9 protein-coding genes and 1 pseudogene are annotated in these 13,397 nt (G+C 59.2%); 3 read left to right on the top strand and 7 right to left on the bottom strand.

All coding sequences use genetic code 11. The features are described 5' to 3' along the window. Positions 1 to 405: 405 nt before the first annotated feature. From NR193_RS22045 to NR193_RS22025, 5 genes are all read right to left on the bottom strand, one after another. Positions 406 to 1,476, bottom strand: coding sequence for a tartrate dehydrogenase (locus NR193_RS22045; protein ID WP_256752866.1), 1,071 nt, complete (start codon positions 1,474 to 1,476; stop codon positions 406 to 408). A gap of 191 nt (positions 1,477 to 1,667) precedes the next feature. Next, positions 1,668 to 2,558 carry a carbohydrate ABC transporter permease gene (locus NR193_RS22040; RefSeq protein WP_256752865.1) on the bottom strand — a complete coding sequence of 297 codons (891 nt, stop codon included), beginning with the start codon at positions 2,556 to 2,558 and terminating at the stop codon, positions 1,668 to 1,670. A gap of 1 nt (position 2,559) precedes the next feature. Next, the gene (locus tag NR193_RS22035; protein WP_375162727.1) at positions 2,560 to 3,411 is read right to left on the bottom strand and encodes a carbohydrate ABC transporter permease; all 852 of its coding nucleotides are present in this window, start codon (positions 3,409 to 3,411) and stop codon (positions 2,560 to 2,562) included. A gap of 194 nt (positions 3,412 to 3,605) precedes the next feature. Continuing rightward, complete coding sequence (locus tag NR193_RS22030; protein ID WP_256752863.1) at positions 3,606 to 4,931, bottom strand: ABC transporter substrate-binding protein; 1,326 nt, start codon at positions 4,929 to 4,931, stop codon at positions 3,606 to 3,608. 35 nt (positions 4,932 to 4,966) lie between these two features. Further along, positions 4,967 to 6,049: an ABC transporter ATP-binding protein gene (locus NR193_RS22025; protein WP_256752862.1), complete on the bottom strand. Its 1,083-nt coding sequence runs from the start codon at positions 6,047 to 6,049 to the stop codon at positions 4,967 to 4,969. A gap of 250 nt (positions 6,050 to 6,299) precedes the next feature. Here NR193_RS22025 and NR193_RS22020 point away from each other — a divergent pair. Next, positions 6,300 to 6,758: pseudogene (locus tag NR193_RS22020) on the top strand (transporter substrate-binding domain-containing protein); the annotation flags it as partial. A 531-nt stretch (positions 6,759 to 7,289) separates the two neighbouring features. On the opposite strand, the gene NR193_RS22015 reads toward NR193_RS22020, so the two are convergent. Both NR193_RS22015 and NR193_RS22010 read right to left on the bottom strand, forming a co-directional pair. After that, entirely contained in the window at positions 7,290 to 8,159 is an 870-nt protein-coding gene (locus NR193_RS22015) for an ADP-polyphosphate phosphotransferase (RefSeq protein ID WP_256752861.1), read from the bottom strand. Next, positions 8,156 to 10,744, bottom strand: coding sequence for a plasma-membrane proton-efflux P-type ATPase (locus tag NR193_RS22010; RefSeq protein ID WP_256752860.1), 2,589 nt, complete (start codon positions 10,742 to 10,744; stop codon positions 8,156 to 8,158). Before NR193_RS22010 ends, NR193_RS22015 begins: the two co-directional genes overlap by 4 nt. A gap of 679 nt (positions 10,745 to 11,423) precedes the next feature. Between NR193_RS22010 and NR193_RS22005 the strand changes: the two genes are divergently transcribed. Both NR193_RS22005 and NR193_RS22000 read left to right on the top strand, forming a co-directional pair. Further along, positions 11,424 to 11,960, top strand: coding sequence for a sigma-70 family RNA polymerase sigma factor (locus NR193_RS22005; protein WP_256752859.1), 537 nt, complete (start codon positions 11,424 to 11,426; stop codon positions 11,958 to 11,960). Further along, positions 11,947 to 12,732: an anti-sigma factor gene (locus NR193_RS22000; RefSeq protein ID WP_256752858.1), complete on the top strand. Its 786-nt coding sequence runs from the start codon at positions 11,947 to 11,949 to the stop codon at positions 12,730 to 12,732. The genes NR193_RS22005 and NR193_RS22000 overlap by 14 nt, the downstream gene beginning before the upstream one ends. Positions 12,733 to 13,397: the final 665 nt, after the last annotated feature.

Raw genomic sequence — 13,397 nt, 5'->3', positions numbered from 1 at the left:
TGTTGGCTCAACCCCGTCGGAGATGCGCAATTGATCGCAGAACACCAACCTGGCAACAGACGGCTGGGGGTGGATACGGCGGTGATCCTCATGGTCGAACTGGCGACTGGTAGCGGCACACGGCCAGGCAAAAGACTGATCGGCGGGTCTATCGCAGGATCGGAAATGGAATAGAAGCAGAATTTTCGTGTGCATTTTTTGCACACAAACGCCCATAACTGACTGATTTTATTTATGTCTCTTCCCCATCCGCCATAGCTGAGAGCGCCTACGAGAACCGATAATTCAGGCGCAAAACCCATCTAGTCAAAGCGCCTACTGCGCTTTTGTTTGAGGAAGTTTACCCGCGATGGCGCTTCCTCTACGGCTCGCCCCATTGCTAAAACTCTGCCAAAGTCGTGCTCGCTAGTTGGCGCGAAGTGCCCCGATCACGGCGGCCGTAACCTCTGCCGTGCTCGCGGTACCGCCAAGATCCGGGCTAAGAAACTCTCCGCGGTCGGTGACAATCTCGATCGCAACCATAAGGCGACGCGCTGCAGCCTGCTCACCGAGATGGTCAAGCATCAGGCTTGCCGTCCAGAACGCACCCAGCGGATTGGCCACCCCCTTGCCGGTGATGTCAAAGGCCGAGCCATGAATGGGTTCGAACATGGACGGACGGCTACGCGACGGGTCAATATTCGACGTCGGACCGATGCCGAGCGAACCGCCAAGCGCGGCGGCCAGATCTGAGAGAATGTCGGCATGGAGGTTGGTCGCCAACACCGTGTCGATGCTGCCGGGCTTGTTGACCATGCGCTGGGTCATGGCGTCGACCAGCATCCAGTCGACAGTCAGGCCGGGGTAGTCGCGAACCACCTCGCGAACGACTTCGTCCCAGAACACCATGCCGTGGCGCTGCGCATTCGACTTTGTAACGACGGTCAGCAGCTTGCGCGGGCGCGACATGGCAAGGTTGCAGGCGAAACGGGCGATCCGCTCGATGCCGGTGCGGGTAAAAATCGCGACATCCATACCAACCTCGATCGGCAGGCCGCGATGGGCTCGACCACCGACGCCGGCATATTCGCCTTCGCTGTTTTCGCGGACGATTACCCAGTCTATCTGCTTGCCGAGTTCGGGCCGCAGCGGACCAGTCAGTCCAGGGAGGAGGCGCGTCGGCCGCACATTGGCGTACTGGTCGAACCCCTGGCAGATGGCCAGACGCAGACCCCAAAGCGTGATATCGTCGGGGAGATTAGGGTCGCCGACCGAGCCGAAATAGATCGCATCGAAGTCCTTGATCTGTTCGAGCCCGTTCGACGGCATCATGGAGCCATTGCGGCGATAGTAATCCGAGCCCCAGTCGAAGCGCTTGAAAGCGAAGGCAAGACCCGGCTCGACAGCAGCCAAGGCTTCCAGCACCCTCACCCCGGCCTCGACGACCTCCGGCCCAATACCGTCACCGCCGATGACAGCGATCTTATGCGAGGACATTCTCAGTTTCCTTCTCGATGGCAGCGGCGATGGCGCTGGTCATTCGGCTAGTCAGAGCAAGCCGAAAGCCGACACAAGCATGGCTTTGCCTCAATCCCGATGTCGCTTGAGGACGGAGTTCCAACTTCCGACAAGGCCAGGCCCGCGGTGTTTCTGCGAGCGCGCTTTCGGAACGCGACTGCAGCAAGGCCTCACTCCTTCACAGCCCCCGTCATCGAGGAAACGTAGTGCTCGACGAAGAATGAATAGAGCACCACCACCGGCAGGGAGCCGATCAGTGCGCCTGCCATAAGGGCTCCCCATTCGTAGACGTCCGAGCGCACGAGCTCGGTAAGCACGCCGACCGGGACGGTCTTGTTTTCGGAGGACTGGATGAAGGTCAGCGCATAGATGAACTCGTTCCAGGACAGGGTGAAGGCGAAGATGCCGGCGGAAATTAGGCCGGGCACCGACAGCGGCAGCACGATCTTGGTGAGGATCTGCCAGCGGCTCGCCCCGTCGATCAGCGCGCATTCTTCCAGTTCGAACGGGATCGAGCGGAAGTAACCCATCAACAGCCATGTGCAGAACGGGATGAGGAAGGTCGGGTAGGTAAGGATCAGAGCGAACGGCGTGTCGTAAAGGCCGAGTTTGAACACCATTACCGACAGTGGAATGAACAGGATTGAGGGCGGCACGAGATAGGCCAGGAAGACCGCCAGACCAACCTGGCGCGACCCGGAGAACCTCAAGCGTTCGATCGCATAGGCCGCAAACACCGAAGCAAGCAGTGACAGGAACGTGGCGGCCGTCGAGATGATGATCGTGTTGAGCAGCCAGCCGGGGTACGACGTCTCGAAGAGAAGATAGCGGATATGCTCGAGAGTTGGATGCACGACCCAGAACGGGTTGAAATTCGCGTAATCCGTCATCTCGAGATTGGGTTTCACCGCCGTGATCGTCATCCAGTAGAACGGGAACAGAAGCACGATGACGAACACCAGCAGCGGAAGATAGACGGTCACGACGCGCCTGGGCAGGCTCTGAAGATAGCCCATGCCGCCCTCGTCTGTGTCCGGACGGTTGCTTTCGATCGCGGCCATGTCAGTCTCCGCCGCCCTGCTGCCATTTGCGGCGCTGCAGGCCGAAATAGCTGAACAGGATCGCCGCAAGCAGGAATGGGATCATGGCCACCGCGATCGCAGCGCCCTCGCCAAGCTGACCGCCGGAAATGCCGCGCTGGAACGACAGTGTCGCCATCAGATGGGTGGCGTTTACAGGCCCGCCGCGGGTCAGCACATAGATCAGCTGGAAATCGGTGAAGGTGAACAACACCGAAAACGTCATGGTGATGGCGATGATCGGCGTCAGCAGCGGCAGCGTCACGTAGCGGAACAATTGCCAGCGGTTGGCACCGTCGAGCGTCGCGGCCTCGTAGAGCGACTGCGGAATCGTCTGCAGGCCGGCAAGCAGTGTGATCGCCACGAACGGAATGCCGCGCCAGACATTGGCGGCGATGACCGACGCCCGCGCGTTCGTCGGATCGCCAAGGAAATTGATGCGGTGGTCGATAAGGCCCATCTGCTGCAAGGCCCATGACAGGATCGAGAACTGCGCATCGTAGATCCACCAGAAGGCGATGGCCGAGAGCACGGTTGGCACCACCCACGGCAGCAGGACGATCGCCCGGAAGAACGATTTGAAGGGCAGGTTTTGATTGAGAATGAGTGCCAACCAGAGGCCGAGCACGAATTTCAGGATCGAGGCGCTGATCGTGTAGAGCAAGGTGTTGAAGACGGAGAGCCAGAAGACGGCGTCGCTCCAAAGATACTCGTAGTTCTCCAGGCCGATGAAGATGCCGGGGCGGCCGATGCGGGCATCGGTGAAGCCGAGCCAAACGCCGAGGCCGAGCGGATAGGTCAGGAACACCAGCAGCAGCGCCGCCGCCGGCAGCATGAAGCCGAAGCCAAGCGCGTTCTGGCTTTCGGACAGGCGCGAAGACAGGCGCGAAAGGATCGACGGACGCGGCTGGACGGCGACGGACGGCACGGCCATGGGGTCGGCTCCTGTTAAGTCTTATTGATCGGTCGGAATGGCCTTGACGCAGTCTGAAGCCAGCCGGGCAGCCGTGCCGCCCGGCTGAGCCCGGCTCAAACGCGATAGTAGCGGTTTGCGCGCTTCTCGGCCTCTTCCATCGCAACTTGCGGCGTCGCCTGGCCTGTCACGGCCTTGGCGAACATATCGACTAGCACATAGTCGGCCATGGTTGCCGCCGAGGCATAGCCTAGCGGCCCGGCATAGCCGTTAGGTCGCAGTGTGGCCGAGGCTTTCGCGTAGGCAGCATTGTTGGGGTCGGCCGTCCACACAGGATTGTTATCGAACGCCTTGAGCGTCTGGCAGCAATAGCCCGCCGAAGAGGTGATCCAGTCCGACATTTGCGGGTCTTCGAACATGAACTGCAGATAGGCTTTGGCCGCGTTCGGGTAAGGCGTGTAGTCAAAGATGACGGCGGTGGTCACCTGGAACAGCTCGACGGACTTCCCGATGGGTCCGATCGGCAGGTTGGTCGTGCGCGTGTCCTGGGCGATTTCGGTCAGTTTCGGATCCTTGTCCTTGTTGATCTTGGCCGTGTTGTAGGCCGAAATGCCATTAGCGATCACGCTCAGTTCGCCGGCCAGGTAGGCTCGGTTGTTGTTGACGTCGAGCCAGCTCTCGGTGCCAGGAATGAAAGTTTTGTAGAGCTGCTGCGCGTATTCGATCGCCTTCAGGGTCTCGGGGCTATTGATCGTCACCTTGCCGCTCTCGTCGACCATCTGGCCGCCATGGCTCCAAAGCAGCCAGTGCGCGTAATTGTTGCCGTCGCCGACGCCATGGCCATGTGTGAAACCGGCCGGATGTCCCTTCGCCTGCAGCGCTTTGCAAAGTTCGAGGAAGCCTTTCGTGTCTTTCGGAAATTCCGAGAAGCCAGCTTCCTTCACCCAGCTCTCGCGATAGACGATTGCATTGCCGATGGTGGCCAGCGGCAGGCCGATGAATTTTCCTTGCCGTGTCGCATACTGCTTTGGTCCGTCATGCCAGCCGCCGTACTTCGAGCCGAGATATTCGCCCAGCTCGGTCACGTCGTGCAGCTTGTCGGGATATTGGTGTGGATCGTCGAACCAGACGAACATCAGGTCGGGGCCGGACCCGACATTGGCGGCGACTGCTGCCTTGGGGCGAATATCCTCCCAGCTTTCCTTGTCGACGCGGACCTGGACACCGGTCGCTTCGGTGAATCGCTTGGTGTTGGCCAGCCATTGGTCCTCGTCGCCCTGGACGAAGGGTGACCAGCGCAGCAGCCTAAGCTTGGCGCCGTCCTCGGGTTGGTATTTTGGTCCCTCCTGGGCAAAGGCGGGCGAGCTGATGAACCGGCTTCCCAAGGCACCCGCCGCTGCAGCGGCGGTGGTGCGGATTACGTCGCGTCTGGTGACCTTCATGCTTATCTCCTCCTGTCGATTCCTCGTGATGGTCCTTATTGCTTGCTGCGCGTTTCCAATCGCTGCCCGGTCTCGCCGTTGAAAAGGTGAATGAGTCCCGGCTCGGCGGCGAGCTGGACGGTTTCGCCCGGCGTGAAAGAATGGCGCTCTCGAAAATTGGCGACGATCTCGTCACCCCCGGAAGTGCGGCCGATGAGCTGCACCTCCGACCCGGTCGGTTCGACCACAACGACGGTGACGGGAATGCCTCGGTCGGACAGCCGCAAATGCTCGGGCCGTATACCCAGAACCACTGGCCCGCCGCTGCCGATGGGAAGTGGCTCGGCGAGCGGCACCGAAATGCCACCGGCGCCGCGAAAGGACGGTGGACCGTTGGTCTCGATCGCGCCCTTGAGCAGGTTCATGGCGGGCGAACCGATGAAGCTGGCGACGAAGAGGTTGTTCGGCCTGTCGTAGAGTTCCAGCGGCGGCCCGATCTGCTCAACGACGCCGTCATGCATGACGACAATCTTGTCGGCCATGGTCATGGCCTCGATCTGGTCGTGGGTGACGTACACCGTCGTGGTCTTCAGGCGCTGGTGCAGTTCCTTGATCTCGGCGCGCATCTGCACCCTGAGTTTGGCGTCGAGATTGGACAGCGGCTCGTCGAAGAGGAAAACCTGCGGATCGCGCACGATCGCCCGGCCCATGGCGACGCGCTGGCGCTGGCCACCGGAAAGCTGGCGGGGATAGCGCGACAGCAGCGGCACCAGCCCCAGGATTTCGGCGGCCCGGCGAACACCGGCATCGCTCTCCGTCTTGGAGACACCCTTGAGCATCAGCGAGAACGCCATGTTCTCGGCGACTGTCATGTGAGGGTAGAGCGCATAATTCTGGAAGACCATCGCGACGTCGCGTTCCTTGGGCGCAACGTTATTGACGACACGTTTGCCAATCGTGATCTGGCCGCGCGAGATTTTTTCCAGGCCAGCGATCATTCTGAGAAGGGTCGATTTTCCGCAGCCCGAGGGCCCGACCAGCGTGACGAACTCGCCGTCTTCTATATCGACGCTGACGCCGTGAAGAATCTCGACAGCCCCGAATGATTTGTAGACTTCGCCAATTGCGACAGCCGCCATCGATTTCCTCCCGAATGCTTCCTGCGACATCGTCGAAGAAAACCGCCTCGTGTCTGGTCCGCGACAGCCCCAGGCTCCCCTCCCTGCTCACGCGACGTGGAAACGGTAGCGCTACCACACCGGGCTGTAAAGCATTTACTCCAACCGCAGGTTGGCCCGCCGACTTACTTGATCATGATCGAGGCGAGTTGGCTGTCGGCGTGAGGCGAAAGGCCACGGCAGTTGCAACAGCTGCGGGCGTTGCCCGTGCCCCTTCTACAACGGCGTTTTCGCTCCGGCAGACGTCGTGGTCGCCAAGGCGGAAGACCTGGCAGGCAGACCGTCGGCGTCAACCGCGGCGCCATCGAAGACCTCGAACTGACCAAGGTCGCGCCCGAGAGCGTCGATATCAAGCGCTATGAGGACAACGACGGCCCGATTTCCGCTTTCCTCTCGGGCCAGGTCGATGTGATCGCGACGGGCGATGTCGTTGCTTCAGCCATCATCGATGAAGAACCCGGCCAAGCGGCCCGAAGTCAAATTCCTGATCAAGAACTCGCCTTGCTACATCGGCATGAAAATGGAGCAACCGGCGTTGATGGCCAAGATCAATGAGATCATCGCCGCCGCCAGGTCCGACGGGAACCTCAACGCGATTTCCGAGAAATGGCTGAAGGTCGACCGGCCGGCGGATCAATGCGGCTCTCAAGATTGGCGGTGCGTTCGGTAAGAAAGTTTCGCCCCCCGATGCCGATTCCGAAAAGGATCGCGATTGTAGCAAAGGCGATTGGATTTGCCAGCACCAGCGCCTGCCTGGAAGGAATTGATGAAGTCTTGTATCCCTTCAGATCCTCCTCAAATTGCGCGGCAGCTTGTGAATATCCAGCCTGACAACCCCCCTGCCACAACTCGTGGAGAAAAAGCGCTCGCTCGGCTGAACTAAAGAGCGCCCTTTTTCATAGCGCATCCGCCTCCTGACGACTCAGGATCAATGATACAGCATCACACTCCGGGACTGCATAGCTAGCACCACATGCCACTCGCCAAGAGCTCCAAGCGCCTCCAGGCCAGCGTGAACGCTGCCATCGATAATGGTCTGTGGCGAGAGCTTCACCTTACCCGGTTCCCGCACCCTTCTGATCGAGGTGCGCGCCCTTAATCCCGAGCCGGCGACGTGGGGTTCAAGAGGACCTGAACCAGAAGGCCAGCGGAAATCCTAGTTCTTCGTCTCGCATAAGGACAGGGCTTGAACCGGCCGGAGCTATTCTGCGAGGCGCTCGCGGATCCTCTGCAATTCGTGACGGCGTTCATCACTGACTTTCGGATACGACATTTTGAGCCCGCCCAGCGCTTCAAGAACAATCTGAGAGACGATCAGACGGGCGTTTTCCTTGTCGTCTGCCGGGACAACATACCAAGGCGCGTCGGTCGTGCTTGTCGCACCGAGGCATTCTTCGTATGCCTGCATGTAGTCCTTCCAGAACTTTCGCTCCTCGACGTCCGCGGTACTGAACTTCCAGTTCTTTTCCGGATCATCAATACGTTCGAGGAAGCGCTTTCGTTGCTCCTCTTTCGATAGGTGCAGAAAGATTTTGATGATGCGCGTTCCGTTGCCAAAGAGGTGACCCTCCAGATTAGAGATTGAACGATATCGGTCGCGCCAGACGGTCTTTTCTTTATGCAGAGCGTCAGGCAGACCTTCGCTCCGCAGAATCTCCGGATGGACGCGGGTAATCAGAACCTCCTCATAGTAGGATCGGTTGAAGATGCCGATCCGTCCGCGTTCCGGCAGATCACGGGTGGTTCGCCAGAGAAAATCGTGCTGCAATTCGGCCGCGCTGGGATGTTTAAAGCTGAATACCTGGCAGCCTTGCGGATTGATCCCTGACATCACGTGCTTGATGGCGCCATCTTTTCCTGCCGCATCCATCGCCTGCAAAATCAGCAGGATTGCATAGCTGTTGGATGCATACAGTAGCTGCTGCAGCGCGCTCAATTGCTCAACGTGTTCCCGCAAAAGCTTGCGATACTGCTGTTTCGACTTGTAGACGCGCTCCACTTTCGTCGGCCATTTGTCGAGATTGACCTCGTCACCTTCCCGCACGCGAAAGTCCCTCGGATTGATTTTCATGACTGGCCTTTCGACGCTGCTGGAGCGAGCACGGGCCTACCCGGAACCGCATTGGGGGCGCGCCATCTGATCATTGCGACTTTCAACGCGTCGTTCAGCACCAGACATGAGACGAGCGCATAACCGAAAGTCGCAAGTGTCTGCCACCAGGGCAAAGGCGAAAGTCCGTTAAGCCCGACGAACGTCAGCACGGTCCCTATGATGGCGTCCGCGGCCAGGGCCGACATGAAGGTTTTGCTAGGCTTGGTTGCCCAAAACCAACCGCGCTCCCGTGCAGACACGACGGAAAAGACGGCAAAGTACAGGAGCATCAGAAAACTGAACGTGTGGAGGGCGTCATTGTTGGTTGCCAAATCGAATTTTGTCCAGCCGATCCAAAGTAGAAAAAGCGTTTCCACAACCATTGCGACGCCCAGAGCGGCGGACACAATAATGAAGCCGCCAATATTCCACGTCTCCGGATTCTTTGATGGCTTAACATTGTCCGTGGACAGCGAGATTTTCGCAAAGTCTGTCAGGAACACCAGCAGAAGCATCGCGAAGGCCGAGACCACAAACTTGCCAGTCACGATAAATGCAATGGCAACGAAGGCAGCCTTCAGGATGGTCCGGCTGATCTTGTTAATGACCCACGTGAGGATGCGCTGATAGATCGTCCGTCCCTGCTCGACCAAGGTTACAATATTTGTAAGGCCAGCGTCGGTCAGAACGACGCTGGCGGCGCTCTTGGCGACGTCGGTCGCGGTACTGACGGCTATTCCGACCTCGGCCTGGCGCAGGGCCGGCGCATCGTTGACGCCATCGCCCGTCATGCCAGCCACATGGCCTGCTGCCTGCAGATGCTTCACCACGATGTATTTGTCTTCGGGGTAGACCTCGGCAAAACCGTCGGCATCTGCGAAAAGATCGGCGTCTCCAGAACTTGTTGGCGCGTCCGGTTCCCCCAAATCCGCCATGCGCCGGATCTTGCCGAGTCCAACGCCCATCCCGATCTCGATGGCCACCGGGAGTGCGTCGCCGGTGAGCATCTTTACCCGCACGCCCATCTCACGGAGTGTCGAGATGAGCTGTTTGGCATCCGGTCGCGGCGGGTCGTAAAGCGCCACCAATCCAAGAAAGACAGGAGCTTGGTTTTCGGCGCCGCGCGCCACTGCAAGCGTTCGATATCCCTTTGCTGCCGACGCATTGACACGTACGTCAAGTGACGCGATTTCGGACGGCTGGAGTTCACAGGCCTTGGCAACAGTGCGCACTGCTCCCTTCATCACGCACAGCCGCTGTCCGCCCTGATCGACGACAGCCTCCGTGCGGCGAGTTTTCGCATCGAAAGGTGCGAAAGAAATGGGCGTGACCGCGCCAAAACCATCGAAAACATGATGCGCTTTAGCCGCCGCCAGAAAGGCCAGGTCGATCGGATCCTGGTTTGCGTCCTGCGAAGCGAGAGCGCCTGCGATCAACACATCGGCTTCCGTTGCGTGTTCCCAGGGAATCACACCCGTGACTGCCAGTTGGTTCATCGTGATCGTGCCCGTCTTGTCCACGCAAAGCACATCCATCGTGGCAGCGTCTTCCGCAGCACTCAGCCGGGTGACAAGCACCCCGCGCCGGGCCAGTTCCTTCGACCCGAAAGCCATGCTGACCGTGAACATGACTGGAAGAGCGACAGGAACCGCGCTCATAAGCAGGACAAGCAGAAGCGGGATCATCTCGAGCAGGGGAGTACCGCGGATCAACGACAGCACGAGCACCACGGCGAGCAGCAAGCCGACAATAACGAAGAGCCAGCGCACGATCTTTGCCACAACCGCTTCGATATGAAGTTTGGGACGCGCCTCCTGCACCAGTTCCGTGGTGCGACCGAAATAGGTTTTTGCGCCAGTCAGGATCACGACACCATTGCCTTCGCCCTGCCGGACGATGGAGCCCGACGAGAGAACGTCGCCGGGTTCCTTGTGAACCTCTTGCGACTCTCCAGTCAGTGCCGACTGGTCAAGGTTCACGGTGCCCACCAGGAGTTTTACGTCCGCCGGGATGATGTCGCCGGAACGCACGCGGACGATGTCTCCTGGCACCAGCTCTCTGGCAGGGACTACCTGCCACTTCGAATCTCGAAGAGCACGTGCGTTGACCTGCAAGCGCTTACGCAGAGCCTCGACAACGCCGGCAGCTCGCTGCTCCTGGGCAAAACTCAACACCGCATTGACGATCAGTAATGCGCCGACCACCGCGAGGTCGGTATAGTTCCCGAGCACAGCGGACAAAATCATAATCAGCTCAAGCATCCATGCTGAGATTCCCCAGAATTTTCGTAGGAATGTCAGGGCCGGATGGCCTTTCTTTTCGGTTACTTCATTGTAACCGTGCGCTTTGCGCCGTGTGGCGACCTGGGAAAGCGTGAGCCCGGCATCTGGGTTCACATCGAGCGTCGTGAGGGTGTTGGGAACTGACGCGGTGGCGATATCAGGGGCATTGGCCAGCTTCGGCCGCAGTGGCCCGACGTCGGATCGATTTTTGGGTGTTCCCATCGTCAAGATCCTTGTCTCTTGGCCGTGCGGGTCCAACCGGTTTGCCTGGATCGTCGTCATGCTGCCATCCGGGACCCTGCTCGACTGTACGCCCAATTGCATGGCAGCGCCTACCTGCATGAAAGCGTCGAAGACACAATCGGCAGACTTCGAATGGTTTGAGCGTCGTTATATCGTAACCACTGAAGGCGTTGCGCAGCCGCCAGGTGCGTTGCCGGCAACTCCTCTAAGGCTTGGCCGACTTTGGTCACGGTAGGCAGCAAGCATGTAGCTGCAGGATAGGTTGACCACCAGGGCGCCAAACCCACAAGACCCAATGCCGGCTGGCACGAGCAGGTTGAAGCTTTGCCAAGGGGCTGGAGCGTTGCCAGGTCGGGCACGAGGAGCTCATGCCCAGCGCCATGCCGGGGTCGGCGCCCGCATGATCCAACCCAAGCACAATGAACAGGTTGAATGAGACATCCCGGTGGAAAGTCTACGCTGTCCGCGTACCGCGAGATAGCGTGGTCACCAGCGCCACCGCAAACTTGATGCCGGATTAGTCGACGTTGCGGCATGATCGCACTTCTGGTTCTATTAACCATCGACTAGATCGCAGTTTAGAGCCAAGACGTTGAGCGTAAGAGAGCCTGATTGCCTGTCGAGGCCCGCCGCGTAGGAAGCCTGGCAGTGCGAGCCGTACTTGCCGAGAGATGCGATTGCCTTGGAATAGTATCCGGTCGAGTTCAGTATGTGACGTATGAAGGCAAACTTCGATGTCACTCCACACCTGGAGGATCTCTGGCGCTATGGTCGGGTGCTCACGCATAACGACGCCGATGCCGACGACCTGGTGCAGGAGGCGCTTGCCCGTGCCCTTTCACTGGCTCGTGGCTACGACGCTTCGCGTCCGCTGCTGCCTTGGCTGATCACTATTGTCCGCAACACGTTTCTGACGGGTGTCACTCGTGCAAATGCCGAGAAGCGTCGCCTTGCGGCCTATGCGATGCTGTCTGATCATTTATTGCCCCCGTCGCAGGAGCACTCTGTCGAGCTTTCCAATGTCAGGAAGGCACTGGCGGCGTTGCCGACCGAACACGCCGAAGTTCTTCACCTCGTTGGCGTCCTGGGTTTCACCTATTCCGATGCGGCCGAAGTGCTCGGCGTGCCGACCGGAACCGTGATGTCTCGCTTGAGCCGTGCGCGGGCTGTCCTGCGAGACAATTTGGACCGTTCCAGCGATCGTGGACAATCTCACCTGAGAGTAGTTGGAGGTCGTCTTGATGGGAGCCAATGACAGCATTCCCGAGGACGAGATCAACCGCTTCCTTGACGGTGAGCTATCGCCCTCCCAGAGAAGCGACGTTCAGGCAAGGTTGGCGCTGGATCCGAGGCTTGCCGCCAAGGTGTTTGCTGAAGCGCAGCGCATGGAGGCTCTGCGTTCCGCCCAGCCCCAGCGACTGTTTCCGCCGCGGGCAAGCTTGGATGGAGCCAGGCAACTCGAAGGGGTTTTCCGGCGGCGGAAGATGGCTGCGGCACTCAGGATGCCGGTGGCCGCGATCCTGCTCGTTGGGCTGGGCTGGGCAGCCAACTCGGTTACCGAGCCGCTCCGCCAAGGTGGGCGAACGGTGGATGAGAACTTCATCCTTGCCGCCCGCGAGGCTTTGCGCGTCGCACAGCTGGATGCCGGCCCACAGCAAGGAAGCGAGCTGAAACAGGACAAGATCGAAAGGCTGGTTGGCGCCCTCAACATCAGCATGCCTCCCCTTCCCTCGTCCTGGCAGGTGACGGATGTTCAGGTGCAGCCCTGGAACGAAAGGCAGAGCCTTGTTGTGACGGCCAACACGCCGAGCCTTGGCCGGATCACACTTGTTGCCGCCCCGATGAACGGCGAAGACGCTGTTCCCCCAACGTCCGCGACAGACGGGCGTATTCCGACTGTCTACTGGCAGTCGGGTGGCACAGCGTATGCACTTATGGGACCTGCCGCACCCGAGCGGCTCGAAGTGGAAGCAAAGGGGATCGAAGTGGCTACCCGGAGGAAGCTGGGCTCCAAGATTAGGGGCTGATGAGTGCAGTGCGACGACAATGCCGAGCCAGAGAAAGGTGCAGCTGAATGTCTGCCGAACAAATTCAGAAACATTTCGTACGGTTTCTTGGTGTCGATGTGGGGGTGACGTTTAGCGATCCTGATGATCCACGTGTGGTGATCCTATATCGGCCAGACAGACTCTCCGACAGATTCGTAATATGGGCGTTCCACGAGCTCGAGAAGACTACACCACACATCGCTTTGAAGGTCGACAGATTACTCGTCTCATATGAAAGCCGTATCGGCCGCACACGGAGAAGAGTAAATATTTCCTTAAATAAATGGCCGCGCCAGACGCTAGGCACGGAGTCATCTTTAAGATCTGACGCTTCGGAAGCGAACGCTTGAGAACATTTTTGTCGACCAAAAACCATGCAATACTACGCGTCGGCTTGCCCAATTTGCACAGGATCCGCGCTGGCTTCTGATATTACGGCGCGGAAGGTCGAATTCCAATGCGCTCGCTGCGGGGGATACGAAATTACTGTCGCCGCGAGGTCGGCAATGAGGGGGATGTCGTGCCAGCATCGCATGCTGTGGCTTTCGCAGGCACGGCAACAAACTTCGGATGCTCAGCGAATTGCGCACATAGCTTGTGCGAATGAAGATATGGCCGGCCATGCATAATTGCAGTCTGGAAAT

The sequence above is a fragment of the Mesorhizobium sp. Mes31 genome (genome assembly GCF_024519675.1).
Taxonomy (GTDB): Bacteria; Pseudomonadota; Alphaproteobacteria; order Rhizobiales; family Rhizobiaceae; genus Mesorhizobium.
This window is presented reverse-complemented; position numbering and strand designations above follow the sequence as displayed.